The 26,794-nt window shown below is 69.0% G+C and carries 22 protein-coding genes; 10 read left to right on the top strand and 12 right to left on the bottom strand.

All coding sequences use genetic code 11. The annotated features are described in order from the left end of the window. Positions 1-65: 65 nt before the first annotated feature. Positions 66-449 carry a metal-sensitive transcriptional regulator gene (locus F8O04_RS01565; protein WP_158027558.1) on the bottom strand — a complete coding sequence of 128 codons (384 nt, stop codon included), beginning with the start codon at positions 447-449 and terminating at the stop codon, positions 66-68. A gap of 100 nt (positions 450-549) precedes the next feature. Here F8O04_RS01565 and F8O04_RS01560 point away from each other — a divergent pair, with 100 nt between their 5' ends. Beyond that, a complete protein-coding gene (locus F8O04_RS01560; RefSeq protein ID WP_158027557.1) occupies positions 550-2,037 on the top strand; it encodes a lipase maturation factor family protein in 1,488 nt (495 codons plus the stop codon). Between the two features lie 42 nt (positions 2,038-2,079). Here the strand turns inward: F8O04_RS01560 and F8O04_RS01555 are convergent, their stop codons facing one another. Beyond that, entirely contained in the window at positions 2,080-3,750 is a 1,671-nt protein-coding gene (locus tag F8O04_RS01555; protein WP_225734806.1) for a DUF7059 domain-containing protein, read from the bottom strand. Positions 3,751-3,824: 74 nt separating this feature from the next. Beyond that, the gene (locus tag F8O04_RS01550; RefSeq protein ID WP_158027555.1) at positions 3,825-4,163 is read right to left on the bottom strand and encodes a winged helix-turn-helix transcriptional regulator; all 339 of its coding nucleotides are present in this window, start codon (positions 4,161-4,163) and stop codon (positions 3,825-3,827) included. A 76-nt stretch (positions 4,164-4,239) separates the two neighbouring features. On the opposite strand from F8O04_RS01550, the gene F8O04_RS01545 reads away from it, so the two are divergent. Beyond that, positions 4,240-4,896, top strand: coding sequence for an FMN-dependent NADH-azoreductase (locus tag F8O04_RS01545; protein ID WP_158027554.1), 657 nt, complete (start codon positions 4,240-4,242; stop codon positions 4,894-4,896). Positions 4,897-4,925: 29 nt separating this feature from the next. Here F8O04_RS01545 and F8O04_RS01540 read toward each other — a convergent pair whose 3' ends face one another. Then, positions 4,926-6,005 (bottom strand): LLM class flavin-dependent oxidoreductase, encoded by a 1,080-nt coding sequence (locus F8O04_RS01540; RefSeq protein ID WP_225734805.1) that lies wholly within the window; start codon positions 6,003-6,005, stop codon positions 4,926-4,928. 231 nt (positions 6,006-6,236) lie between these two features. Here F8O04_RS01540 and F8O04_RS01535 point away from each other — a divergent pair, with 231 nt between their 5' ends. The 3 genes from F8O04_RS01535 (at position 6,237) to F8O04_RS14710 (ending at position 9,175) form a co-directional block, all read left to right on the top strand. Further along, the gene (locus F8O04_RS01535) at positions 6,237-7,298 is read left to right on the top strand and encodes a trypsin-like serine peptidase (RefSeq protein WP_158027553.1); all 1,062 of its coding nucleotides are present in this window, start codon (positions 6,237-6,239) and stop codon (positions 7,296-7,298) included. A gap of 71 nt (positions 7,299-7,369) precedes the next feature. Continuing rightward, positions 7,370-8,287 carry a hypothetical protein gene (locus tag F8O04_RS01530; protein WP_158027552.1) on the top strand — a complete coding sequence of 306 codons (918 nt, stop codon included), beginning with the start codon at positions 7,370-7,372 and terminating at the stop codon, positions 8,285-8,287. Positions 8,288-8,350: 63 nt separating this feature from the next. Then, complete coding sequence (locus F8O04_RS14710; protein WP_188726340.1) at positions 8,351-9,175, top strand: DUF4333 domain-containing protein; 825 nt, start codon at positions 8,351-8,353, stop codon at positions 9,173-9,175. A 375-nt stretch (positions 9,176-9,550) separates the two neighbouring features. Here F8O04_RS14710 and F8O04_RS01515 read toward each other — a convergent pair whose 3' ends face one another. After that, positions 9,551-10,474: a LysR family transcriptional regulator gene (locus F8O04_RS01515; RefSeq protein ID WP_158027549.1), complete on the bottom strand. Its 924-nt coding sequence runs from the start codon at positions 10,472-10,474 to the stop codon at positions 9,551-9,553. Between the two features lie 108 nt (positions 10,475-10,582). Here F8O04_RS01515 and ligM point away from each other — a divergent pair, with 108 nt between their 5' ends. Continuing rightward, entirely contained in the window at positions 10,583-11,959 is a 1,377-nt protein-coding gene (gene ligM / locus F8O04_RS01510; RefSeq protein ID WP_225734804.1) for a vanillate/3-O-methylgallate O-demethylase, read from the top strand. 181 nt (positions 11,960-12,140) lie between these two features. Here ligM and F8O04_RS01505 read toward each other — a convergent pair whose 3' ends face one another. Further along, complete coding sequence (locus F8O04_RS01505; protein WP_158027547.1) at positions 12,141-13,595, bottom strand: PucR family transcriptional regulator; 1,455 nt, start codon at positions 13,593-13,595, stop codon at positions 12,141-12,143. Positions 13,596-13,814: 219 nt separating this feature from the next. Between F8O04_RS01505 and F8O04_RS01500 the strand changes: the two genes are divergently transcribed. From F8O04_RS01500 to F8O04_RS01490, 3 genes are read left to right on the top strand one after another with little or no spacing between them, the layout of a single operon-like run. Next, complete coding sequence (locus F8O04_RS01500) at positions 13,815-15,260, top strand: aldehyde dehydrogenase family protein (protein WP_188726341.1); 1,446 nt, start codon at positions 13,815-13,817, stop codon at positions 15,258-15,260. Beyond that, on the top strand, positions 15,257-15,775 hold the full coding sequence (locus tag F8O04_RS01495) for a nuclear transport factor 2 family protein (RefSeq protein WP_158027545.1): 519 nt from the start codon (positions 15,257-15,259) through the stop codon (positions 15,773-15,775). The genes F8O04_RS01500 and F8O04_RS01495 overlap by 4 nt, the downstream gene beginning before the upstream one ends. 45 nt (positions 15,776-15,820) lie before the next feature. After that, positions 15,821-17,293 (top strand): carotenoid oxygenase family protein, encoded by a 1,473-nt coding sequence (locus F8O04_RS01490; RefSeq protein ID WP_158027544.1) that lies wholly within the window; start codon positions 15,821-15,823, stop codon positions 17,291-17,293. Between the two features lie 106 nt (positions 17,294-17,399). Here F8O04_RS01490 and F8O04_RS01485 read toward each other — a convergent pair whose 3' ends face one another. The 3 genes from F8O04_RS01485 to F8O04_RS01475 are packed head-to-tail and all read right to left on the bottom strand — an operon-like array spanning position 17,400 to position 21,727. Beyond that, positions 17,400-18,989, bottom strand: a complete 1,590-nt coding sequence (locus F8O04_RS01485) for an FAD-binding oxidoreductase (RefSeq protein WP_158027543.1) — start codon at positions 18,987-18,989, stop codon at positions 17,400-17,402. A gap of 3 nt (positions 18,990-18,992) precedes the next feature. Beyond that, positions 18,993-20,057, bottom strand: coding sequence for an amidohydrolase family protein (locus tag F8O04_RS01480; protein ID WP_158027542.1), 1,065 nt, complete (start codon positions 20,055-20,057; stop codon positions 18,993-18,995). Continuing rightward, positions 20,054-21,727, bottom strand: coding sequence for an aldehyde dehydrogenase family protein (locus F8O04_RS01475; RefSeq protein ID WP_188726342.1), 1,674 nt, complete (start codon positions 21,725-21,727; stop codon positions 20,054-20,056). Before F8O04_RS01475 ends, F8O04_RS01480 begins: the two co-directional genes overlap by 4 nt. A gap of 59 nt (positions 21,728-21,786) precedes the next feature. On the opposite strand from F8O04_RS01475, the gene F8O04_RS01470 reads away from it, so the two are divergent. Then, the gene (locus tag F8O04_RS01470; RefSeq protein WP_158027540.1) at positions 21,787-22,890 is read left to right on the top strand and encodes an NAD(P)-dependent alcohol dehydrogenase; all 1,104 of its coding nucleotides are present in this window, start codon (positions 21,787-21,789) and stop codon (positions 22,888-22,890) included. Here the strand turns inward: F8O04_RS01470 and F8O04_RS01465 are convergent. Genes F8O04_RS01465 through F8O04_RS01455 form a run of 3 tightly spaced genes read right to left on the bottom strand, consistent with a single transcriptional unit; the run spans position 22,874 to position 26,791 of the window. After that, positions 22,874-24,487, bottom strand: coding sequence for an FAD-binding oxidoreductase (locus F8O04_RS01465; protein ID WP_158027539.1), 1,614 nt, complete (start codon positions 24,485-24,487; stop codon positions 22,874-22,876). The two genes, F8O04_RS01470 and F8O04_RS01465, sit on opposite strands and share 17 nt — an antisense overlap. Beyond that, complete coding sequence (locus F8O04_RS01460; protein WP_188726343.1) at positions 24,484-25,617, bottom strand: ABC transporter ATP-binding protein; 1,134 nt, start codon at positions 25,615-25,617, stop codon at positions 24,484-24,486. The genes F8O04_RS01465 and F8O04_RS01460 overlap by 4 nt, the downstream gene beginning before the upstream one ends. 28 nt (positions 25,618-25,645) lie before the next feature. Then, positions 25,646-26,791 carry a substrate-binding domain-containing protein gene (locus F8O04_RS01455; RefSeq protein ID WP_158027537.1) on the bottom strand — a complete coding sequence of 382 codons (1,146 nt, stop codon included), beginning with the start codon at positions 26,789-26,791 and terminating at the stop codon, positions 25,646-25,648. Positions 26,792-26,794 lie beyond the last annotated feature (3 nt).

The raw sequence follows: 26,794 nt of genomic DNA, 5'->3' as shown, positions 1-26,794 counted from the left end.
ATCGTCCGCCTGCGACGCTCCGGTCACGTTCCGGCCCCACGTGCACGGTCGACCGCGACCGCGCCCTAGCTCTTGACGAGTCGCTCGATCGCCACGGCCGCCTCGCGGACCTTCTCGTTCACCTCCGTGGCGTCGCCCGACGTCGCGGCGGCCTCGGCGGCGCCGACGACACAGTGGCTCAAGTGATCTTCGAGCAGCAGCATGGCCACTCGGTCGAGCGCCGACTTCACGGCGCTGACCTGCGTCAGCACGTCGATGCAATACGTGTCTTCGTCGATCAGGCGCTGGATGCCCCGCACCTGCCCCTCGATGCGTCGAAGGCGGTTCTGCAGGGCCTGCGCGTCGCCGGCGTAGCCGTGGTGCCCGGTCGCCTCGTGAGCCGAGCAGTGCTCCCCGCCGGCGGCGAGAGTATCGACATCGGACGGGGGCGTGATCGCGGCGTCAACCATGCCTTCATGGTACCCCGGGAGGGTACCCGCGCCCAGGGACTCCGGACGGTCGCGGGCGCACGGATTCCGCCCGTGCCGACTGCGGGCGTACCCTGGCGGCATGGACGGCTTCGCGGCGGTCGACTTCGAGTTCGCGCGGCAGGTGCTGCAACGCGGCATCGCGGCCCTGTTCCTCATCGCCTTCGTCTCGACGCTGAACCAGTTCCGGCCACTGCTCGGCGAGCGCGGCCTCATGCCCGCCCCAGAGCTGCTCGAGTGGGCGCGCGGCTCGAAGTCGCGTGGGCGGCTGCTCAAACCGACGATCTTCCGCTGGATCAGGTACACCGACCGCCGGCTCGCGGCGCTCTGCTGGTGCGGCATCGCCGTCGCGGCCCTGCTGTTCGTCGGCGTGCCGCAGCTCGGCCCGCCGTGGCTGCCCATGGTGTGCTTCCTCGCGCTTTGGTTCGGCTACATGTCGGTCACGAGCGTCGGGCAGACCTTCTACGGCTTCGGGTGGGAGATGCTCTTGCTCGAGGCCGGCTTCCTCGCCGCCTTCCTCGGGTCGAACTCGCAGCCGCCGCCGACCATCGTGATCGTGCTGTTCTGGTGGCTCGTGTTCCGCCTCGAGTTCGGCGCCGGGCTCATCAAGCTGCGCGGCGGGCGCGAGTGGCGCGACCTCACCGCGATGACCTATCACCACGAGACGCAGCCCATGCCCGGCCCGCTCAGCCGCCAGGCGCACTTGCTCCCCCGGCGGTTTCACCAGCTCGAAGTCCTCGGCAATCACTTCGCGCAGCTCATCGTTCCGCCGCTGCTCTTCGCACCCATCCTGTCGCTCTGGGTGCCGGGACCGGAGCCGGTCGTCGTCGGCGCGGTCGCGGCCGTCATCGTGATCGCGACCCAGTTGTGGCTCGTCGCGACCGGAAACTTCGCGTGGCTGAACTGGGCGACGATCGTGCTCGCGTTCTCAGCGGTCGGCGTTCCCGGTGAAGACACCGGCGCGCCGCGTGCGGCAACCGAGGCGCCGTGGCTCATCGACGGCCTGTCACTCCCCTGGCTCGTCATCACGACGACCGTCGGGGCGGTCTACGTCGCGCTCAGCTGGCCCGCGCTGCGCAATCTCTTCGCGCGCCGACAGCTCATGAACGCCGGCTTCAACCGGTTGCAGCTCGCAAACGCCTACGGCGCCTTCGGCACGGTCACGAAAACCCGCGACGAGATCGTGGTCGAGGGCACGCTCGACGACGATCCCGACACCGCGACGTGGCACGAGTACGCGTTCAAGGGCAAGCCCGGCGACGTACGGCGCGTGCCGCGCCAGTTCGCGCCCTACCACCTGCGCCTCGACTGGCTCATGTGGTTCCTGGCGCTCGGCACGCCGCTCGAAGAGTGGTTCGTGCCGTTCCTCCAGCGGCTGCTAGAGGGCGATCGCGCAACGCTCCGGCTGCTGCGCCGCGATCCGTTCGGCGGCCAGCGCCCGGCCTACGTGCGCGCGCTCAGCTATCGCTACCGATTCGCGACCCGGCAGGAGCACCGCGAGCGCGGCGTCATCTGGGTGCGCGACCGCCGTCGAGTGCTGGTGCCGCCGAGCCGGCTCGGCGCCGAGTAATCACGGCCGGCACGATCTCGGCAGCCGCGTCCCGCCCCGGCCTCACACCCACACGGGCTCGAGGAACCCGAGCTCGACGAGGTCGCGCACCTGCGGCGCGAGCTGCTCGCCGAGCCCGACCGCGTCGACGCCAAGCAGTTCTGCCAGGGCGGCGACGATCTGCCCGCCCGCGAGGTCGCCATCGCACACCGAGACGAAGCCCGCCAGCTCCGTCGAGCACGGATAGGTACGCCGGTAGCCCCCGCCCTGCCGCAGCAGAATGGCCGACGGATGCTCGTCCCCGGGCCGCGAGTGTCGTTCCTCGCTGATGTCTCCCGCGACGACGAGGGTCTCGTCCCACAGTGCCGCGTCATCGGCGAGACCCCGCAGCCACGTGACCCGGTCGAGCGTGCGGCGCACCCTCTCCCCCAGCGGCTGCTCGAGCTGGTGCGTGAGCCCTTCGAAACGGCGCAGCGGGGCGGCGCCGGCGGCATCCGCGTCATCCGCGCGCCGACGCAACACGAGCATCCCCATGCCGACCTCGTCGACGCTGCGGCCCGCGAAATCGGCGAGGTAGGCCACGAACGCCTCGCGCCACGAGACCAATTCGGCGTTCTCGGCCGCGTCGCGCAGCCACATGTCGGCGTACTCGATCGGTGTGGCGCGCTCGCGCTGAACGACCCAGAGGTCGACGTCGGCCGCCGGCCAGCGCTCAAGACGCGTGTGCCAGGTTTCGTCACCCTCGTGCACCTCCCAGTTGCCGAGCATGACGGCGACGCCGCCGGGCGCGAGCACGTCGCCGATGCCGCGCACGAGCCCCTCGATGATCGCGTCACCGGGCCTCCCGCCGTCGCGGTACGTGTACTGGTCACTCGCGCCTTCGCCGGCCGTCCGCGGGGTGATGACGAATGGCGGGTTCGACACCACGAGGTCGAACCGCTCGCCGGCGACGGGCGCGAGGAGGTTGCCGAGGCGCAGGCTCACGCGCTCGTCGAGCCGCGCCGGGTCGATGCCGAGCGCGGGCGCGGCGAGCAGCAGGTTGACGCGGGCGAACGCGAGGGCGCGCGCCGAGATGTCGGTCGCGACGACGAATTTCGCGTGCGCGAGCAGATGGAGCGCCTGCACACCCATGCCGACGCCGAGGTCGAGGGCCCGGTCAATTTCGTCGCGGGGCGTCAGTTGCGCGAGGTTCGTGGTCGCCGGCCCGATGCCGACGACGTGGTCGCGGCGGAGCGGCTGCCGGACGCCCGCGCCCGACTGCGCGCCGAGCTGCACGCCACCGAGGTCCGAGCAGATCCAGGTGTCGAGGCCGCCGTCGGTCGCGTAGGGGCGCACGTCGACGAGGGCGACGAGGTGCGTCGCCGCGTCCTCATCCCCGCCCGCAGCAACGTCGGCCTCGGCGGCGAATCGCGCGGCGACGAGGTCGCCGGCCGCCGGTACGAGGCTGCGCTCGACGGGCTCGGCGAGCAGGAACAGCCGCACCAGGGCCGCGAGCGCCGGCTCACTCGCCGCTCCCTCCGCCGCGCGCAACGAGGCCGGCACGAGCAGATCGCGATGGAGTGCCGCCGACGCGTCCGCGCCGAGGAAGCGCTCGACGCCGTCGACCGTGTACTCGGCCGCGGCCAGTGCGTCGCGGATGCGCGCGAGGCGATCGAGGTCGCTCGAGTCGGGCGCATCGGCCGGGTCATCGAAGGCGGGGGCGGATGCTGGCGCTGCGTTGTTCGCGGAGATCACGCCTGACATTCTCCCGGTCGGCTCGAGGCGGGGCGAACCGCCGCGGCCGACGACCGGATCGGCGATTTGGACCGTCAGTGCGCCTGCGCCCCGAGGTTCACCTTCGCCCACTCGCCGAGCTGGCCGAGGATCGGCAGCAGCCCCTCGCCGGACGTCGTCAGCGCGTACGACACCGTGACGGGAGGCCCTGGATCGACGGTGCGTTCGACGAGACCCGCCTGGGCGAGTTCGGTGAGGCGGTCGGACAGCACGGTATCGCTGATCCCGGAGACCGCGCGGCGGAGGGCGACGAACGTGGCCGGGCCGCCACCGAGCGAGGACACGATCATGGCGTTCCAGCGCTTTCCGAGCACGCTGAAGGCCAGCGTGACGGCTGCGTCACACACGTGGATCGTCGGCTCGGCGTCAGCCATGCCTCCATCGTACCTCTGCTACATTTATGTAAGTTACTACGTAAATCTTAGCGACTATGAAAACGAAAGGCATCCCATGTCCCTGTTCCGCCTGGACGCCAGCATCCTTCCCGCCACGTCCGCCAGCCGCTCGCTCGCCGATCTCGTCGAAGCCGAATGGACGGCATCCCACCCGAACTCGACCGTGACCAGGCGCGACCTCGCGGCCGACCCGGTGCCCGCCACGGCGTGGTCGGACGCCGTCACCGGCGGAACCGTCGCGCCCGAGGAGCGCACAGAACGACAGCGTGAGGCGCGCGCACTGGCGTCGACCCTGGCCGACGAGCTGCTCGCCGCCGACGCGCTGCTGTTCGCCGTGCCGCTGTACAACTACGGCGTCTCGCAGCACTTCAAGACCTGGTTCGACGTGGCCTACACGGATCCGCGGATCGACCCGACCGGCACGGCCCTGAGGGGAAAGCCCGCCACACTCGTGACCGTGCTCGGCGGCAACTACGACCCCGGCACGCCCAAGGAGGGATGGGACCACTCCACGCCATGGCTGCGGCGCGTCCTCGAGGACGTCTGGGGACTCGACCTACGCGTCGTGCAGCGTCCGTTCACGCTGGTCGGGGTCAATCCCGCGATGGATGCGTTCGCCGATGCTGCGAAGGAACTCAAGGAGAATGCCGAGGCCGACGCCCGCACGTACGGTCAGGAGCTGGCGGCTGCCCGCGGCGCAGGGGTTGCCTGAGTCGATCGGTCGGGGATGAGTCGACGGGCTCAGGCGGCGACGGGCTCGCGCTCGTCGCGCGCCCCCTCCGGCACCGGCGCCCGCAGAGCCGCCAGCTCCCGCAGCATGCGGACGCGATCGGCCGGGTCGTAGATGGTGCCCGCCAGCATGATCTCGTCCGCGCCGGTCTCGGCCGCGAGCGCTTCGAGCCCCGACAGCACGACCTCGGCCGTGCCCGCGTACTGGATGCCGGGCGACGCCTCGAACACCTCGCGGTCGACCACGCGCTCGCGATACACGGCCGCGTCCTCGGGCGACATCACCTTCGTGACCCGGCCGAGGCGGATCTGGTGCATCATCACCTTCGCGGGCAGCGACAGCCGCTGGGCGGCCTCGCGCGACTCGGCGGTCACGGCCGACGCCGACATCATGAGGTACGGCTCCGCGAGCAGCGGGGAGGGCTCGAAGTGCTTCCGATAGTGATCGGCGGCGGCACGCGGGTCGCTCGCCATGCCGAAGTGATTCGCGAACGCGTACGGCAGGCCGAGCTTCCCGGCGAGCTCCGCGCCGTACCGACTCGACCCGAGCATCCACACACGCGGATGCGTTTCGGACTCGGGCGCCACTCGCAGGCGCTTCAGGGTGTCGGGGTCGTGGAACTCACGCACGTCACCGAAGAATCCGAGCAGCTCGATCACGTCGCTCGGGAAGTCGTCGACCGCCTGACGCGACTGGTCGCGCCGAAGCGCCGCGGCAGTGAACGGATCGGTGCCCGGAGCCCGGCCCACGCCGAGGTCGACCCGGTCGGGGTAGAGGCCGTCGAGCAGCGCGAACTGCTCGGCGACGACGTACGGCACGTGATTCGGCAGCATGACGCCACCTGATCCGATGCGGATGCTCGTGGTCGCCGCCCCGATCGCCCCCAGCAACACGGGTGGTGACGTCGACGCGATGCTCTCGCCGTTGTGGTGCTCCGCGACCCAGAACCGGCGGTAGCCGAGACCGTCTGCCACTCGGGCAAGCTCGAGCGTGGCGGCAAGGGCCGAATGCACGTCATCGTTCGCGTTCAGGATCGCAAGGTCGAGGACAGAGAAGGGCACCGGCGTCATGACCGAGCGAACGCCCCGCACGGCCGCACTATTCCGGCTGACTCGACGACGCGTGCCGTCATCCGATTCGCGCACTGCAGTGTCACCTCTCGAACGATCGCTCGGGAGGGGGTACCGGATTAGCATGGTTACTGCCGCGCCCCCGCGGAGATCGACGCGCACAGGTGCTGCTGCCTGGCGCCCCCGGTCGCATGTTTCGCGGCGGCCGACAGGAGACGACCCCCAGAACTCGCCCGCGTGGAGGCCCGCCGAATGAACCGCATCTTCAAGGTGACCGGTGCGCTAATCGTGGCCGTGCTCGCACTGTCGGGCTGCGCCACCGCGCCGACGGCGGAAGCGTCCTCGGGCGGGTACGCGCCGTACATGCCGCCGGGCGAAGCCGGATCGCTCGCCCTGCGCGACGACTTCGAGTCGTCACCGCAGGAAACGCACGATTTCTGGTCGGATCCCGACCTCTTCGCCGACGCCGAGGGCATCCAATACACGAGTCCCGACAACGGCATCTCGGGCGGAACGGGCGACCCCGCGACGGGCGCGTACGTCGCGCCGACCGTGCCCTCGCCCGTTGCCGAAAGCCCGAACGGGTACGGCGATGTGCCGACCGGCACCCTCTTCGACCGGAACGGGCTCGCGGGCTCGACCCTCGGCCGGCTGTATATCCAGCTCGACGGCGAGCGAATGGGCGTGTGCTCGGCCTCGGTCGTTTCGAGCAAGAGCCGCAGCATCGTCGTCACGGCCGCGCACTGCCTCGTCGACTTCGACAACAACAACGCGATCGCGCAGAGCGTGCTATTCGTTCCCGCCGACCGCAACAACGCGCAGGAGCAGCCGTACGGCCAGTGGGCCGCGGTGCAGTACTACATCCCGCAGTACTTCATCGACAACGCGCAGGTCAGCCCGAGCGGCTCGGTCACCGGCTCGGGGTGGACGATGGACCACGCGTTCCTGGTGATGGAGGAAAAGGGCGGCCAGCGCGTGCAGGACGTCACCGGCGGCATGGGCATCGCCTTCGGCGTGCCGGTGCAGAACATCGTGCAGGTCGGCTACCCGACCGCCGAGCCGTACGACGGCACCGACGAGTACTTCTGCGCGTCGACCAGCTGGGAGCAGGGCTGGGCCGCCGGATACGAGCACGCGTGCGACATGACGCCCGGGTCGTCTGGTGGCGCGTGGATGGCTTACTACGACAATCAGATCGGAGCCGGGTACGTCGCCGCCGTCAACTCGACGGGGAACGCGACGCATTCGGAGGGATCGATCCTCGGTCAGGGCGCCTTCGACCTCTACCAGCAGGCGGATGCGGACGCGGCATGATCCACGAATCCGCACGCGGACCCGGTGCGGGCTCCCGCGCCCCACGAGCATCCCGGGAAGGGACCACGACGATGAACCGTGCCCGCCGTCTGCGCACGGTCCTCTCGACAGCGGTTGCCGCGCTCGCCGTGACGGGTCTCGCGGCCTGCGCCAGTGCAACCCCGTACGCGGTGGCCAACCACGACGAGAAGGTGTCGTTCCACGCCGACGCCGTACAGGGGCTGCTCACGCAAGACGCGTTCGTGACCTTGAGCGAGTCGGAGAACTTCTCGGCCGTCGGGTACATGCACATCAACGTCTCGACGGGCGACGAACTGCACATGCAGCAGGAGACCTCGGTCGTCGGCCAGTCGTTCTGGTCGCAAGAGTCGACCGATCGTGACGGCGAGACCATCGACCGCGTGCACATCGCCGGCAGCGACCTCACCTACTACCTCTTCGGCGACGCGTACCTGCCCGTCTCGGGCACCCCGTGGGTGGCATTTCCGGAGGGTGACATCGCCAAGGGCGACCCTGTCGGCGTGTGCAACTATCCCGCGGTGACGTTCCTGTGCGCGATCGCGATCTCCTGGGAGTCATCGTCGGAGGAGCACGGCGCCAACCTGCCCAAGATGGTCGAGGCCAACGAGGACGGCTCGATCCACCTGGCGACCGCGATCACGCTGCAGTCGATCGTCGATTCGGGCCTGGTGACCATGACCGACGACCTGAGCTCGTCGACGAGCGAGGAGACGTTCCAGGCGTTCCTGCCGCTGCACGTCTGGTTCGACCCGGACGGGCTCGTCACGAAGGCCGAAATCAACGGCACGTTCGGCGACGACCCGGCCTACGAGATCCAATACGGCTTCGAGATGAAGGGCGAGCCGAACCCCGACGACCGGCCGCAGGACCCATCGACGCTCGACCAGAGCTTCATCTCGTCGATCACGAGTGCATCCGAGATCCAGGCCTTCTGGGATGAGATCCGCGCGATTCGCGGGGGCGGGTAGGGCCGGTATGGATGCACGCAGCGTTCACGTTCGCACGTCGGCAGGAAGCACGGAGAGCACGCCATGAGTTCAGGTTTCGGCAGCACGGGCGGCGGCTTCGGCACGCCAGGTGGACCAGGTGGTCCAGGTTCGCCAGGCCAGCCGGCGCGACCCGGCGGGCAGGGCGCGCCCGGCGGCAGCTTCGGCGCCCCCGGCGGCCAGGGCGCGCCTGGCTTCGGCCGCCCCGGAGGCCCGGGCAGCGGACCGGGCCCTCAGGGCAGCGGCTTCGGCCGTCCTGGTGGCGCAGGCGCCCCCGGGGGGCCGGGCGGCAGCTTCGGCGGCCCCGGCGGACCGGGCGCCCCCGGCTTCGGCGCCCCCGGCGGACCGGGCGGCGGCTTCGGCGGCCAGGGCGGCAGCTTCGGCGGACCCAGTGCCCCCGGCTTCGGTCGCCCCGGCGGGACCGGGGCCCCTGGCCCCGGCTTCGGCGGCCCGGCCGGCGGCGGCCCGCGCCCCGGCGGCCCGATGGGCGGCCCCGCCCCGATGGGCGCACCGGGTGGGCCGGGCGGACAGGGCCGCCCAGCCCGCAGGCCGGGCAACGCGCTCAAGGTCGGCCTCTTCGCGGGGTTGCCGCTGGCGCTCGTGGTCGGCGGCCTCGTCGGATGGCTGATCGGCATCGCGGGAGCCCCTGGCGACCTCAATCCGGGCGCCGTGCAGAGTGAGGTGACCGAGGTGCTGCGAAACGACTTCGGCCTCAGCGAACTCGAAGAGGTCTCGTGCCCGGACAAGATCGAGAACACCCAGGGCCAGTCGTTCCAGTGCACCTTCGACTACGGCGGTCAGTCGCAGTCGGTCACCGTCACGATCAGCTCGGGCGACGGCCAGCTCGTGGTGGGCGCGCCTGCCGCCTAGCAGGCCCGGCTACGTGGCGCAGGCCCGGCTAAGCGGCGCATCGGCGCCGGAGGACCCACAGGCGCGGGCCCTCGCGCGGCGGCGGCCCTTCTCACGACCCTGCGAGGGGTAAAGCCGACAAGCGGGCCCCCACAGTTGCCTGCCTGGCACCCTCGTCCCTCGAGACGGCACGCCTGCGCCCCTGCACGTCGCTCAGATCGTCGGGCCGGGTGCCAAATCAAGTGCGGCTCATCGCCACCCCGGGAAAATCTGACGGTGCGTCGCGCGTTCCGTGCACTCAGACTGCCACGGTGTCGACGGTGTCACCGCCACCGGGACCCGCCACCGGCAGCCGCCACGTTCAGGCACCGCGGACGCGCGTTTCGCTGCCCGGGGTCACGCGACGATGGGCTCGCCACCGATCTCGCCCCGACGGATGAACGCCTTCAGCGCGTCGTAGCGAGCGGTCTCGGCCGCACCGTGCGGCCGGGCGAGACCGAGGACCGTGACGGGCAAATCGTCGCTAATCCCGAGCGTGCGCACCTCCGCCCCCGCGTACGTCTGCGCCGTGGCGGGCCGCTGGAACTCGACGGCGTAGCCGAGGCCGTACGCGACGAGACAGCGCACGGTCTCGAAGTTGCTCGACGTATGCGCCACGCGCGGCTCGAAGCCGAGGCGGTCGAAAAGCCCGCGCGTGTTCTGCCTCGTCGGGGGCACATCCAGCAGGATCAGCGGATCGTCCTGGAGTTCGTGGAGCGACACGGATTGGCGGTCGGCGAGCGGGTGCGTCGATGACACGATGACATGCGGCCGAAGCTGCAGCACCGGGTCGAAGGCGAGCGAGCTCGGCACGTCGACGCTGTAGAGGAACGCGACGTCCACGCGCGCCTGCATGAGCTGGTCATAGAGCACGTCGGCCGTGGCGGCGGCGATCTCGACCTCGACCTCGGGATGGATGCGCTGAAAGCGACCCACGATCGCCGGAACCACGAATGGCGTCAGCGTCGTGAAGCATCCGACCACGAAGCGGCCCGAGACGGAGCTGATCTCGCGTGACGCTTCGGTCGCCAGCGCGTCCACGCTGCCGAGCACGTCGCGCGCTCGCTGCAGCAGCCGGCTCCCGGCGCGGGTCAGCGTGACGCCGCGGCCCTTCCTGCGCACGAGCAGTTGCACGCGCAGGTGCCGCTCGAGGTCGTCGATCGCCAGGGTCAGGGCCGAGGGCGTGACGCGGCACCGCACGGATGCTGCGGTGAGCGAGCCCTCGCTCGCGACCGCTTCGAAGTACTCGAGCTGGCGAAGTGTGAACGGCGCGTTTCCCATTGTGAGTTCAGCTTAGGTGGGATGTTGACAACTCGCGCTTTACTGGGGAGCCGGGAGTGGCCAGACTGGTCATGTCACACCTGGAGACAGGCCATTCAAGGAGGAAACGTGCCAAAGAACCTCGAAGAGGCGATCGCCAACGCCGGCGACGCTCAGAAGCTGCTTCGCGACTCGCCCACTCCGCCCGCGGTTGTTCCGCGCGTGGTGCCCGAGTTCACGAACTGGCGCGACGAGCAGCGCGCATGGCGCACCAGCGCCGTGCTGTACGACCAGTCGCACCACATGGCCGACCTCAACATCAAGGGCCCCGACGCCCTGAAGCTCATCAGCGACACGGGCATCAACAGCGTCGAGAAGTTCCCCGTCGACATGGCCAAGCAGTACGTGGCCGTGAACCACGACGGCTACGTCATCGGCGACAACATCCTCTTCCACCTGGAGGAGGACGAGTACCAGGCCGTCGGCATCCCGCCGTCGATCAACTGGCTCCACTTCCACGCCGAGACCGGCGGCTACGACGTCGAGGTCTGGCGCGACGACAACTCGCTCTACCGCAAGGGCGACCCGCGCGTCTACCGCTACCAGGTGCAGGGCCCCGGCGCCCTCGACATCATCGAGGACGCGACCGGCCAGCCCGCGCCGAAGCTCAAGTTCTTCCACATGACGCGCTTCACCATCGGTGGCAAAGAGGTTCGCGCCCTTCGCCACGGCATGGCGGGCGAGCCCGGCTTCGAGCTGTGGGGTCCGTGGGAAGACAACGAGGCCGTGCACGGAGCGCTGCTCGAGTCGGGCGCCAAGTTCGGCATGAAGCAGGTCGGTGGCCGCGCTTACCACACCAACGCGCTCGAGTCGGGCTGGCTCCCCCGCCCGCTGCCCGCGATCTACACCGGCGAGAAGCTCACGGCGTACCGCGAGTGGCTCGACGACAAGGCCTACGAGACGAACGCTCCCCTCGGTGGCAGCTTCGAGTCGGAGAACATCGAGGACTACTACGTCACGCCGTTCGACCTCGACTACGGCCGCATCATCAAGTTCGACCACGACTTCATCGGGCGTGAGGCGCTCGAGAAGATGGGCGAGGACGGCACGTCGACGAAGCACCGCAAGGTCACCCTCGTGTGGAACCAGGAGGACGCGGGCAACGCCGTCGCCTCGTCGCTCTTCACCGAGGCCGGTCAGGGCGCGAAGTTCTTCAACCTGCCCATGTCGCTCTACGACACGTTCCACGTGGACCGCGTCGAGCTCGACGGGAAGCTCGTCGGCCGCTCGACCTGGACCGGCTACTCGGCCAACGAGCGCACCATCCTTTCGCTCGCGGTCGTCGACGCCGACCTCAAGGACGGCGACGTCGTCGAGGTCGTCTGGGGCGAGTCGAAGCCCACGAAGAAGGCTCAGGTCGAGGCCCACAAGCAGGTCAAGATCCGCGCAACGGTGCAGCCCGCGCCGCTGACGGAAGAGGCCCGCACCTCATACCGCGCCGACTAGGTTCGGTCACTCCCACGCACAGCGGGGGGCATCGCTCACGCGATGCCCCCCGCTGTGCTGTTGGGCGAGGCCGTTGGGCGACGTGACGGTGGGCGACGTGACGATGGGCGAGGCCGTTGGGCGGCGTAACGGTGGTCCGCGTGGACTCGTCGATCACCCGGCGGGTGCGCGCCGCCGCCCCTCAGGGTGCGAAATTCGCTGCCCGCTGCCCGACGAGGCTGCCGGCCCCGGTTCCTGCACCCCGAAGGACCGCTTCGAGGGGCAACCGGTCGACCGGCACGTGCTGGCGCTGGTTCGTCCGCGCCGGGGGATGCGACGCGGGGAGCCGCTCGGGCCGTTCTGCAAGGAGCGACGGCACGAGGTCGACGAGCTGAAGAGCCAGCAGCACCTGGGTCGGGCGGTCGCCGACACTGCGTCCGAGGAGCTCGCCCGCCTGGCCGACGCGGTAGGCGATCGTGTTGGGGGCGAGGTGCAGTGCCTTTGCGACGGCGATCCGGCTGTTGCCGCCGGACAGGTAAAGCCGTACCGTCTCGCGGATCTCGGCGATCCGGGTCTCGGCGCCCGCGAGCGCTCTGAGCTCGCGCCGCACGAACCTCCAAGCGGCGTCCGGATCGGCGAGCAGCATCGTGAGATGAGCGACATCGTCGGCGATCACGACGTCGTATGGCGTCGGCCAATGCCTCAGCGTCGCCGTCTGCTCGGCCGCGTGGTAACTCTCCCGGAAGCCGTCGACGCCGCGACCGGCGCTCCCGACTGCGAGGCGAACTCCGGGCGGACGCTCGAGGTGCTCGAGCGATCCGGCATCCGGCCACGGCGCCGCCGCGTCGAAGTTCCACCAGAAGTGGGTCAGCCCTTGGCTCTCGTGCACGAACACGCCGACCGCGTCGAGGAGGCCCGCGGCCCTCGCCCCAAAGTCTGCGAGTTCGCGTTCGATGTACTCGCTGTGTCCGGTCTCGTCCAGCCATGCGACACCGCACAGGTGCAGGCCGCCCCAGAGGACGGGCAGCGTCGCGTCGCACGCCTCTGGCGGTTCGTGGCCGGCGATGACGCGCTCGACGATCTCGCGCTGCTCCCCCGAGCGACGCCGCCGCCACGCACGCTGCTCCTCCTCGTAGGACGCGGCAACGAGGCGCACGAACACGTTCGCGAAGTCGAAGGCGGCCTCGTTGATCGCGGCGAGGACGTCGATGAGCTCCTCGGGGGACACTTCGGCGCGCACGCTCTCCGTCAGCGTCTCCTTCGCGACCGAGTGCACCGTCCACACGCGGTTCATGAGCACCTCGAGCGCGATGCCGTGCCGCACGTCCGCGCGCACGATGCTGCGGAGTTCGTCCGGCAACCCGTCCGACAGGTACGACGAGCCTCCGCCGCGCATCGACATGAGCAGCATGAGAAAAGCCCGCTCCGTTGCCCGCTTCGAGCGCCCCGTCTGCGATGTCGGGAAGCCGCGGCGACGCTCCCGCTCGTCAACCGCCGCGTTGATCTCTGCGCTCGTCTCGACGACCCACGCGACCGGTTGCATGCCCAGCACCTCGATCGCTTCCACGAGCAGCCTCGGACTGCTCGCACTCACCGCCATCAGCTCTTGGAGCGACCACGGCTCTCCCGTTGGTCGAAGCTTGTCAAGCCACTTCATCCGCAGCGCATCCCATCTCGCGGGCACCTCGTCGTGCCGCGATGACGCAAGTCTACCGAGCGTCCGCGCAGCCGCGACGAGTCGCGCAGGACCCTGTCGTCGGCACCAGCGCGTCCAGCAACTCATGGCGTCGGCGCCGTGACGCCCCAGGGGCGAAGAGTGATGGGCTCACCTTCGCCGGCCAATCGGCGGCTTGGAAGACGAGGGAGAACACCCACGATGACGCTAACTCGCACCATCCCGGTTCTGGACCCTCGCACCGGCGAGACCGAGTTCACGATCACGGCCGCGAGCGCGGACGAGGTGCGAGCAACGTGCGCTTCCCTGCGTCAAGAGCAGCACGCGTGGCAGGCACGCGGCATCGAGGGCCGGATCGACGTCATGCGCCGCTGGCGTGAGGAAGTCCTCCGCAGGGCGGAGGCGCTCGGCGAGCGAGACGCCGCAGATACCGGCGGCGTCTCGACGTCGTGGTCGCAGGGATTCATCACGCTCGCCAACATCGACGGCTGGATCGACGATGCGGCTGCGGTGCTGGAGCGGGCGAGCGTGCAGCGGCCATCGGTCACGATGCCTCACGTGGAGGTGCGCTCGCAGCTCGTGCCGTACCCGCTCGTCGGAGTCATCTCGCCGTGGAATGCACCCATGATGCTCGGCCTGCTCGACGCGATCCCGGCGCTGTTCGCCGGCAGTGCGGTCATCTGGAAGCCGTCGGAGGTGACACCGCGGTTTCTCGAGCCGCTCTTCGAATCGGTGCGTGCGGTGCCGGAGCTCGCGAGCGTGTTTCGGTTCGTGCTCGGAGACGGCGAAACAGGAGCCGCCGTGACCGGCAGCGTCGACATGGTCTGCTTCACCGGCAGCGTGCCCACGGGACGCAAGGTTGCTGTCGCCTGCGCGGAGCGGCTGATCCCCGCCTATCTCGAGCTCGGGGGCAAGGACCCGGCGATCGTGACCTCGACGGCCGACCTCGAGCGGGCGACGACCTCCGTGCTGCGGGGAGCCGTGTACGCGACGGGTCAGGTCTGCTACTCGGTCGAACGCGTCTATGTCCACCGCTCGATCCACGACGCGTTCGTCGACCTGCTGCGCGAGAAGGCCGAGCGCGTCGAGTTCAACGCCCGCGACCCGAAGCAGGGCCACCTCGGCCCGTTCATCTTCGCTCCGCAGGCGGAGATCGTGCGCTCGCACCTCGACGATGCGGTCGCGAAGGGGGCGAAGATCGTGACCGGTGGCGAGATCGAACGGATCGACGGAGGCCAGTACCTCCGCCCCACGATCCTCACCGACGTCGATCACGATATGCGGATCATGCGTGACGAGACCTTCGGACCGACGATCCCCGTCATGGCGTTCGACACGGTCGACGAGGCCGTTCGCCTGGCGAACGATACGACCTTCGGCCTCACGGCCTCGGTCCTCGCCGGCGATGAGACGGAGGCACTGTCGATCGCGGAACGCATCAACGCCGGCTCGGTGTTCATCCAGGACACGTTCCTGACCTTCGGCAAATCGCGCACGATCGGGACGAACTCCTTCGGGCACTCGGGCGTCGGCGGTTCGCGTACGGGCCCCGAGTCGATGCTCCGTTTCGTCCGCCGCAAGGCCCTGATGACCAACCACGGCGACGTCGCCGACATCCAGAACGACCGATACGGAGTACGACAATGACGCAGACCTGGCGGCTACCCGCGGATGACCGACTCGAGATCATGGAGCTCTACGCCCGCTATGCCTGGGGCATCGACCTCGCCGACGAAGATCTCGCCCTCTCGACCTTCACGGAGTCGGCCTGGTTCGATCACCTGTGGCAGGGTCGCGTGCAGGGTCACGAGGCCATCCGAGAGAACCTGCAGTCGCTCTGGAACGACCGGCAGCACTGGTGGTACGGCCGCCAGCACCTGATGGATCACTTCATCATGGAGCCGCACGACGTCACCGGTGACGTCGACGTGCGGTGCTTCTTTCAGATCCTGCAGTTCAACACCGACTACCGCACGAACTTCGTGTTCGGCATCGGCACGCGACGCGACCACGTCACGAAACGCGAGGGGCGTTGGAAGTTCGAGTCGCTGACCGTCAACGCATGGACGGGGGTCGACCAGGTTCCGTGGCAGGGCGAGCTGCACCTGACCTCGCGTCCCAACTACACGATGCCGCCGGCAAGCGACGTTCACAAGCAGTAGCCGAAATACGGGCGACCCCCGACCAATCACGACGAGGTGACTCACATGACCGACCAGGCGACGCAGACCACACGACGGGAATCCGAGAATCACGGCCCCTACCGCCAGCCCGACTTCCACCCGCTCCCAAGCTTCTACGGCAAGAAGCTGCCGACCGTACGGCTCGAGGCCGAGGTCTACGACTGCGAGCTCGAAGGGGTCGTACCGCCCCAGCTCAACGGCACGTATTACCGGCTCGGCCCCGACACGCTTTACCCGATCCTCGGCGACGACGACAACATCATCAACGGCGACGGCTACGTCATGAAATTCCGCATTGAGGATGGTCACGTCGACTTCGCGTCGAAGTACGTGCAGACGAGCAGGTACCTCGAGCAGCGCAAGGCGCGCAGGCGCTTGTACAACGAGTACCGCAATCCGTTCACCGACGAGCCGGACGCCCCGAAGATCCCTGATCGAGACAACACCGCGAACACGTATGCGATGTGGGTCAACAATCGGCTCTTCGCCCTTCGTGAAGACTCGCACCCGCACGAGCTCGACCCGGAAACGCTCGAAACGCTCGACGTGTTCGACTTCGACGGCAAGCTCAAAAGCACGGCGCTCTCGGCGCACACGAAGGTCGACCCCGTGACCGGCGAGTGGTGGTGCTTCGGACTCTTCGCCGAGCGTCGTTTCGAGGGCGAAGTGGCACTCGTCGTCGCCGACAGCGACCTGAACCTCGTTCGTGAGGAGCTCTTCGAGGCCCCCTACCCGGGCCTGATGCACGACTTCGCCGTCACGCGGGAGCATGTCATCTTCGATATCCAGCCGCTCACGGTCGATCTCGATCGGGCGAAGGCCGGCGGCGACTTCTACGCCTACGACCCCGAGCTGCCCTCGATGTGGGGCATCATGCCGCGGTCGGGCACCGTCGCGGACATCCGCTGGTTCCGCGCACCGAACGTCGTCGTCGGGCACATCATGAACGCCTTCACCGACGGCGATCGAGTCATCGTCGACGCGCCGGTCTCACCCGGCAACGCCTTCCCGTTCTTCACCGACGTGAACGGCCAGCCGACCGACGTCGACGAGAGCTTCGCCAAGATCACCCGTCTCACCTTCGATCTGTCGAGTGACGTCGACGAGCCGATCGTCGAGCGGATCGAGGACGCCGTGGGCGAGATGCCGCGCATCGACGATCGATTCGGGATGGGCGCCTATCGCTACGGCTACTACAAGAGCGCCGAGGGCATCTCGCGCATCGATTGGCAGACGCGCGAGCTGACGACCTTCCCGATGACGCCGCCGTCGCTCGCCCATGAGCCGGTTTTCGTGCCGCGCTCGGCGGACGCGCCCGAGGGCGACGGGTTCGTGCTCGTCGTCGTGAGCCACCTGCACACCAACCGCGGCGAACTCATGATCCTCGATGCCAACGATCTCGCAGCCGGCCCGATCGCCCGCGCCAAGATCCCGTACTCGCCCCCGTTCACCTTCCACGGGAGTTTCGCGCACAACGTGGACCACGCCGCACGGTGACGTCGCGAAGGGGCGGGGTATCGGGCCGAGCCCGCATCCCGCCCCTTCGTTTCGACGAGGAGAGCCCTCGGACAGCGCGCGGCGGCCCGGGCGGCGGCGCAGTGGTTCAGCGGAACCGCTGCGGCCAGATGCCCTGCTTCCCCGGAGACAGGATGCCGCCCGGGTCGATCGCGTCCTTCAGCTCGCCGAGGAACCGGCGCATCGCGTGATCGTTGAAGTCGTAGGTGTCCTGCATCATGTCCATGTACCTGACGTTTCCGCGGTACGGCGTGTAGCCGGCATCGGCGAGCGCCGGGTACGCCCGTCGTGCAAGCCGGTATGCGGCTTCGACGCGCGCCGGGTCGGCGCGGTCGAACATCACGACGGCGAGGTACATGAGCGACCGCTTCATGACATAGATGCTCGCCCAGAGATCGAACCCCTCGCCCTCCACGATCGGACGCAGGATGCCGGCGATCGTCGTCGCGTCGGCGCCGGTTGCGGGTGCGATGGGCGACACCTCGAGGTGTCCGCCATCTTCGCCCCACCACGTCGTCGTATCGAGCATCTCCAGGCTCGGAGTGCCGGTCATGATCCGTTCGCGATGGTTCTCGAGCGTGTCACCCCCGGCTTCGTCGCCCGGCACGAATTTCACGCTGACGCGCGCATCCGGGATCGCCCCGACCACGACCTGCTCGACGCGGGCGAACTTCGCCTCCACCACCGCACGGGGGCCGTACATGGCCGCCGTGCAGTTCCACCATCCCGACCCGACCTCGCGCATCATGTCGCGGTAGATGTCCTCGGGAATCGGCCCCGGCCCGTCGTACCAGTCCCGACGAGGTTTGCGCATCGACGCCGCGCCCAGGGCCGAGGTGATGTTCGCGATGTTGTCGATGGACCCCTCGGTCGTCAGCACCCGCATCGCGTCGACGAGCGGCTCCAGATCGTCGTGCCGTGCGACCCTGATCGTCACGGGCGCGTACACCTCCGGCCGCGGCAGCAGCGGCCGGCCCATCGCAGTGACGACGCCGAAGTTCGATTGCATGAACAGCGGCGCGACGTTCGGGCCGAAACCGCGCGGGTGGGCGTGGGCCGAGGTGCTGCGCGTCGACGCCCACATACCGGTGCGGAGCAACTCCCCGTCGGGCAGCACGACCTCCATCCCGTACACGTGCGCGGCGTGGTCACCGTACGGCGTATAGCCGAACCCGTGGTCGATCGTGTTCCCGACCACGCTTCCCCACCCAAGACTCGGCGACGACGGCCACCATGCCCCGCCCCGTTCGCGGCATGCCTCGGCCAGGTCGAAGAACCGCACGCCCGGCTCGACGACCGCGTAGCCGAGCTCATCATTGAGCTCACGGATGCGGTTCAACCGCCGAAGACTGAGCGTGACCGACCCTCCGACGACGGGTGCGCCCCCTCCATAGCCGTTGTTCCGTCCCTGGCTGGTGGTCCACAGCGGAACGCCGTGCGCGTTCGCCGACCGCACGACGGTCTGCACGCCCTCGACCGTCGAGGGCAGCACGACCGCCGATGGCACGTGGTCGCGGTCGTACGGGTCGTACGGGTCGCCGAACTCGGCGGCGTCGTCGCCCGTGAGGACGGCGTCCGCTCCGAGTGCGCGCCTCAGCTCCGCGAGCATGGCGCCGAAGGCCTCCGGTGAGACGCCGTCCGGCAGTGACAGCGGGTCCTGATCCGATCGTGACGACACGGGTCAGATGCCGAACACGTCTTGCGCGATCGTCTGATAGAACGCACGCAGTTCGTCGGCGGAGTACGGCAAGGCGTCCATCTCGCCGACCTCTTCCGGAACGTACTGATACGGGTAGTCCATGGCGTACATGACGCGATCGGCCCCGACGACCCGTCGGGCGAACGAGATCGCCGGCTCCCACGGCATGCCACTCGTCGTCAGCCAGATGTTGGTCCGGAAGTACTCGCTCACGGGCTGCCGGAGCGCCTTCGTCGCCTCGTAGCGCCCGGCCGCGACCTGCTTGCCGTGCATGTGATCGATACGGTGCAGGAAGTACGGCAGGCCTTCACCGAGGTGGCCGACCACGAGGCGCAGGTTCGGGATGCGATCGAAGAGCCCGCTCGTGATCATGCGCAGCAGATGCAGGCCCGTCTCTGCGGCGAATCCCCACACGGCGCCGTCGAGGCCGGCCTCGTAGTAGGGGCCGATCGCATTGTCCGGCAGCGTCTGCGGGTGCAGGTACACGGGCACGTCGAGTTCCGCCGCCGTGCGCAGGATCGGCTCGTACTTGGGGTTGTCGAGGTAGGTGCCCTTGATGTGCGAGTTCGCGATCAAACCTCGAAGGCCGAGCTCCGTGACCCCCCGCTGGAGTTCAGCGACGGCCGAGTCGACCCGCTCGAAGCCGACGGCGGCAAGGCCCGTGTAGCGGGCCGGATGGTCCGAGACTGCGGCTGCGATGCGATCGTTGGCGAGCGTCGCGAGTTCCTCCGCGAACCCCGGATCGAGCACCTGCGTTCCCGGCGCCGTCAGCGCGATGATCTGGTGGTCGATCCCCGCCGCGTCCATATCGGCGATTCGCCGTTCACCGAGGTCGGCGAGGCGCTGCACGACGCGCTGAGGCTGCGGGTGCTCCGAGGTCAGGAAATAGCCCATGAGCGAACGGAAGCCGATCTCGACGTCCTCTTCGCGGAACATCCGCAGGTATTCGTCGATCATCTCCTGAGGGGCGTAGGCCTCCTCCGTCGCGATCCGGCGGTACGGCCGGTCTTCCCAGCCCGGTGCGCCGCCGTGGTCGAGTGCGCTCATGCCTGTTCCTCCTTGTTGTGCGCCATTTCCGTGATGGCCCGCCAGTGATCGATGCCGGGCAACTGCGCCGCGGCGTCGTCGAACGCGACGATCGCGTGCTCCTCAGTGCAGTGCTCGATCGAGTAATGACCGTGCGTGCGCCCGAGCCCCGACTGTTTGACGCCCCCGAAGGGGGTGAGGGGCACGGAGGCGCCGAGGCGATGGGCGTTGATGAACGTGCTGCCCGCCTCGATTCGTCGCGCAACCCGCTCAGCGTGCTCGAGGTCGTCCGACCACACGCTCGAGGCCAGCCCGAACTCGGTGCCATTGGCCTCCGCGATCGCGTCTGCGTCGTCGTCGAACGGGAGGATGGGCATGATCGGTGCAAACTGCTCTTCCAGCACGAGCTCGTGATCGCGGGGGATGCCCGTCACGATCGTCGGCCTGATGTACTGGCCTGCGTCGAGGTCGACCGTCTCGGACAGCACGCCGAGTTCCTCGACGTTCGCGCCGGCCGCTCGTGCGCTCGCGAGCAGCCGTTTGGCGTTCCGGTACCCGTCGGCCGTCGCGAGCGGACCGATGTGCGCGCCTGCATCGACCGGGTCGCCCACGACGAGGTAGGAGAGCGCAGAACGCATGGCGGCGACGACCTCGTCGTACCGGCTTCGGTGCACGTAGAGGCGTTTGATGTTGAAACAGATCTGGCCCGTCATCGCGAACGAGCCCGCAACGAGCTCCGTGATGAGCGCCGGCGTGACCGACGCGGACTCGAGCACGATCGCCGGATCGTTGCCGCCCAGTTCCAGTGCCACCTTTTTGACCGTGCCGGCTGCCGCGCGCGCGACGCTCCGGCCGACCTCGGTCGACCCCGTGAACATGATCGCCCGAATGCGCGGATGCTCGGCGAGACGCTGGCCGACGACCCCTCCACGCCCGGGCACCACGTTGAGCACGCCGGGCGGCAGTCGGTCGGCGAGGATGCGGAGCATCGCGGTCAGCGCGAGCGGCGCCTCGACCGGCGGCTTCACGACCACCGTGCAACCGGTCGCCAGCGACGGTGCGACACCGTTGAACGTCAGGAACGCGGGAGTGTTCCACGGCCCGATCACGGCGACGGGACCGACGGGAACTCGCCGGACGATGACGCGCACGGCGCCGCCGGTGCCGGGTTTGCCGGTCTGGTCTTCATTGGCGTCGGCCTCCTCGACGAGTGCGACGAACGTGCGCAGGAGCGCGAGCGATCCGGAGATGTCGGCGAATGCCTCGTGCCGCACCTTGCCCACCTCGAGGCTGATGGTTGCGGCCAGTTCCCCAAGCTCGCGTTCGACCGCATGGCACGCGTCGAGAAGCAGCCGTCCTCGTTCGGCCGGCGTTCGGTCACGCCACCCCGGGAAGGCCGCTTCCGCCGCCTCCACGGCGGCGTCGACGTGCTCTCCCTCGGCGAGTTGGACCGTACCGATGATTGCGCCGGTCGCGGGGTTGCGGACGTGCCGGAACGATCCGACCTCCGTCGTCTCTCCGTTGATGTACGGTTTCGCCTCGCGCCATTTGGGGCGCACCATCGCGCTCATCGATTCGTTCACGACACCAAGCATGCAGGCGAACAGGGACCACGTCACTGGGGGCCGCGTCGAGACTCCGGTGCCGTGGCGGTCGTCGACGCCAGTGACCTCGTCCGCTGCACGCTTCAAGATGCTGATCATCACCCGGGGAGCCGCAGAGCACGCCCCGCTTTCGGAAGGGATGCCGCGTGGACGTGAAAGCTGCCATCGCGACCGGGCAAAGCCAGGGCGTGGAGATCGCGACGATCGACCTCGAGGAGCCGCGCGAGGACGAAGTGCTCGTCCGTATCGTCGCAACCGGGGTGTGCCACACCGATCTCTCGGCCGCCGACGGCCGCCTGCCCGTTCCGACCCCGGTCGTGCTCGGCCACGAGGGCGCAGGGGTGGTCGTCGAGGTTGGCAACGCCGTCGAGACCGTCTCGCCCGGCGACCATGTCGTGCTGTCGCCGGGGTACTGCGGCGCATGCCGGCAGTGCCTGCGTGGCCGCACGACCTACTGCGAGCGAGGCGGCACCCTCGTGTTCGGCGGCACGCGGCTCGACGGCTCGACGAAGGCGACGCTCGCCGGCGCACCCGTCCGGGCAGGGTTCTTCGGTCAGTCGTCATTCGCCGAGTACGCCCTCGTCTCGGCGACGAGCGTGCTGCGGGTCGACCCTGCGCTCAATCTCGCCCATCTGGCGGCGCTGCCGTGCGGGGCGAGCACCGGCGCCGGCGCGGTGCTCAACACGCTGCGACCGTCCCCGGACGCGACGCTTGCGGTGATCGGCGTGGGAACCGTCGGCATGGCGGCGATCATGGCTGCGCGGATGACCGGCGTGCGCACGGTGATCGCCGTCGACCGGCACGTCGAGCGACTCGAACTCGCCACGTCACTCGGCGCCACGCACGCGGTGGAGTCGCGGACCGGGGTCGACCTGACGGGCGCGCTCCTGGACCTGGCCCCTCGCGGGATCACGCACGCGTTCGACACAACGGGCGTGCCCGCCCTCATCTCGGCCGCTGCGAACGCACTCGATACGGGCGGCGTCTGCGGGTTCGTCGCCGGCACCGGGGCGACGCTGGCGCTCGAACTCGGGCCGATGCTCGCGAAGGGCGCCAGGTTGCAGGGAATCATGGGCGGCGACGCAACGGCGACGCTGTTCCTCGAAACCCTCGTCTCGGCCTATGAGCGCGGCGTGCTGCCCGTCGACCGGCTGGTGACCGAGTATCCGCTCCACCGCATCGACCGCGCCTTTGCAGACATGCGGTCGGGCGCGACGATCAAGCCGGTCGTCGTCATGGACGCGCGCTGACGCCTGCCGGTCGTGGTGGCCAGATCCCCTGCTTCCCGGACGCGAGCACGCCGTTCGGGTCGAGCGCACCCTTCACCCGCTCGACGAGCCGTCGGTAGGCGTGGTCGTTCCAGTCGTACTGCTCGGCGATCGAGTCCATGCCACGCACGTGACCCCGGTAGAGCGGAAAGCCCTCGTCGCCGAGCCGCCGGATCAAGCGGTCGTAGAGGTCGTACGCGGCCTGCACCTGTGCCGTATTCGCGCGGTCGAAGATGATGACGCCGAGGTAGATGAACGACCGCGGATAGAACGTGATGCTGGGCCAGAAGTCGAACCCGGCGGCCTCCATCTCTTCGCGCAGGATCGCGCCGCACCGCACAACCTCGGCACCGCTGTACCGGCCGACCGCCGCGACCTCGAGATGCCCGCCGTCGGGGCCCCACCACTCGATCGCTTTGAGGAGCGACTGGCTCGGTCGTCCCGCCTGCACCCGGTCGGGGTGCAGCGGCAACGTGTGCTCGTTGACGTCGTCACCCGACACGGGGGTCGCCGAGAACTCCCCGCCCGGCAGCGCGTTCGTCAAGTGGCGCTCGATTCGCCCGAGCTGCGACCGCACGATCTCATCGGGGCCGAAGAGCGCGGCGCGCATGTTCCACCAGCCCGACCCGAACTCGCGCATCGTTCGCATGTACGCCTCGTCGGTGATCGGCCCGTCGAACCAGTGGGCGCGGGGCCCGCGCATCGCCGCAGTGCCGAGCACGCCGCCGATGACGGGGATGTTCCGGATGGTGCCCTCGTACTGCAGCGCACGCGTCGCGTCGACGAGCCCGCCGAGACCGTCCTTCTCGAACACTTTGTAGCGCAGCGGGGCGTAGGTTTCGGGCTTCGGGATGAGCCGGACCCCGACCTTGGTCACGATGCCGAGGTTCGACTGCCGGAACAGGCCGGCGATGTCGGGCCCGAAACCGCGGGGGTGCACGTGGGCCGCCCGGCTTCGCGACGACGCCCACATGCCCGTCCGCACGAGCTCACCGTCCGGCAGCACGACCTCCATGCCGTGCAGCGTGGTGGCGTGATCGCCGAACTCGGTATACCCGACCCCGTGGTCGACGCTGTTGCCGATCACGCTGCCCCAACCGAGGTCGGGCGTCGACGCCCACCACTCGCCGCCGCGTCGGTCGAGCTCGTCGAGCAGGTCGTAGAACGAGACACCGGGCTCGACCACCGCATAGCCGAGCTCTTCGTCGATCTCCAGGATGCGATCGAGACGTCGCAGGTTGACGACGATCGAGCCGCGGACGCGCGGCGCCCCTCCCCCGTAGCCGTTGTTCTTTCCCTGGCTGTTGACCCACAGGGGCACCCCGGAACGGTTCGCGACACGGACGATCGCCTGCACCTCATCGACGTCGGCGGGTTGCACGACCGCCGATGGCCAATGCGCGTCCCAGTCGGGCACGTCGTACGGGTCGCGGAACTCCGTTGCGAGCGCATCGTCGCGATGCACGTTCGCCTCGCCGACAATGCCCGCGAGGTCGCTCAGCACCACGTCGAGCATCGCACCGTCGGCGCCGGCCCATGGTCCCGTGGCTCGTCCACGGTCTTCCACGTCGTTGGTCATTCGCTTCCCTTCTGCGTCGTCGTCGCGTTCGTCGGCCCGCCGCCGAGCTGCAGCACGCTCGACATCGGCACGCTCAGCTCAAGCGTCTCGCCGAGGTACTTCTCCGGCACCTGCATCCGGGAAGCGTCCCGGATGCTGGCGATCATCCGCGTCCCTGGCGCGATTTCGACGCCGAGCCGGTACGCGTCGCCGAGATAGCTCGACGTCACGACGGTTCCGCGCATCCGCAGGCGGTCCTCTCCATGAGTGGCGTCGGCCAGCTCGACCTCGTCGCCGCGGAAGGCGATGCTCCGACCCGGCACGAACTCGTTCATCCCCGCGGGAATCGACACGGTGCCGCCCGTGGCAATCGCGAGCCGGCCCTCACCCGGTGAGACGTCGCCGATGTCGTGGATGTTGTCGAACCCGACGAATCCGGCGACCCACGTCGTCGCGGGCCGCGCGAAGATCTCGTGCGGCGCGCCCGCCTGCTGCACCCGACCCCGGTCCATGACGACCACATTGTCCGAGATCGCGAGTGCTTCCTCCTGATCGTGGGTGACGTACACACTGCTGTACCCGTACTCGTCGTGCAGGCGCCGGATCTCTTCCCGCATCGACAGCCGCAGCTTCGCGTCCAGATTCGACAGCGGTTCGTCGAAGAGCAGGAGACCGGATGCCGACACGAGACCCCGGGCGAGCGCGACGCGCTGCTGCTGCCCGCCGGAGAGCTCATGCGGGTACCGGTCGCCGTACCCGTCGAGCCCGACCGCGGCCAGGCCGTCGAGCGCTCGGCGCCGCGCCTCGGACGGCCGAACGTGTCGCAGTCGAAGCGGGTACGTGACGTTCCCGAGCACCGTGCGATTCGGCCAGAGCGCATAGCTCTGGAACACCATGCCGAGCTTGCGCTTGTTCGGCGGCGCGAATGTCCCTGCGCGCACATCGACGAACGTCTCGTCGCCGTATCGGATGGTGCCCTCGTCGGGCACCTCGAGTCCGGCGAGACACCGCAGCGTCGTCGTCTTGCCGCATCCCGAGGGCCCGAGCAGGGTCGTGAACTTCCCTTCGCCGAGCGACAGGGTCAGGTCGTCGACCGCGAGCGCGTCGCGCGTGTACCGTTTCGACAGGCCTTCGATCTCAAGGGATTTCATCGGTGCTGCTCCTGGTGTCCGCTGCGGGTCACGCGGTGTAGATCGTCTCGAACCACTCCACGAGACCCGGCCGCTGCTCATCGATCACGGCAGCCGGCACGATCTCGGTGAGATTCGCCTCTTGGAGCGACGTCCACGGCATCTCGGCGACGTAGTCCGCGCTCGCCGACTCGTTGAGCGGGGTGAACCCCCGGGACGCCGCCGCCTCCTGGGCGCCGAACGTGTTGAGGAACTCGAGGTAGAGCTTGCCCGCATTCGGGTTCGGGGCCTGGTCCATCAGCAGGTGCTTGTGCGTCACGACGTAGTTGCCGTCGTCCATGAGCCGGAACTCGACCGGTGCCCCCTGGTCGGCCGCGGTGATGATGGCCGAGACCGGCGCCGCGAACATGTACGGGAACTCCCCCTGCATGAGCCCGGCAACGGCATCGCCATACGTGCCCTTCACGACCGCGTTGCCAGCGATCGCCTCGACGTCGTCCTCAGCCAGCGATTCGTTCAGCATGAGGTAGACGGGTGCATCCTGTGACGGTCCCGGCAGCGTCGGGTCGCCGGTGCCGACGAGGCCCGCGTACTCCGGATCCGCGAAATCCGCCCAGGCCGTCGGAGTCACGCCGGACTGCTCGGCGCGGGGCAGGAAGACGCCGAGGCCGAAGAATCCCACGAACGGGGAGGTCGCATAGCCGTCCGGATCCACGAGCTCGTCAGCGCTGCCCTCGAGCGACTCCGGCACCGCGATGCTCTGCACCTCGTAGGGCTCGGCGAACTCGGTGTACAGGTGCCCGTTCGGGTTGTGCAAGACGTCGGTCGTGTGCTGACCCGACTCGCGTTCGGTCTGCAGCTGCGCGATCAGCGGTGCGCCGATCAACGAGGTCACGGTGATCGAGATCTCCGGGAACGTCGCCTCGAACGCGTCGAAGACCGGCTGCATGTCATCCGGGAGGCCCGAGATGACGTTGAGCTCGGTCTCGCCGTTCTCGACGGCCGCCGCGTACAACTCGTTCATATGGGCGGCGGCCTCGGGCGAGATCTGGGCGCTTTCGGCGTCGATGACACCGTTGCCGTCGCCGCCCGTCGCGGGAGCGTCTGCCGACGCGCATCCCGTCATGACGAGCAGGAACGCCGTCGCCGCGGCGACGCCGCCGACAACTGGTCTGCGAAGGATTGACCTGTTCATTCG

The organism is Pseudoclavibacter endophyticus, from assembly GCF_008831085.1.
Taxonomy (GTDB): domain Bacteria; phylum Actinomycetota; class Actinomycetes; order Actinomycetales; family Microbacteriaceae; genus Pseudoclavibacter; species Pseudoclavibacter endophyticus.
The sequence above is the reverse complement of the archived record's forward strand: the minus strand, read 5'-3'. Positions and strand labels throughout refer to the sequence as shown.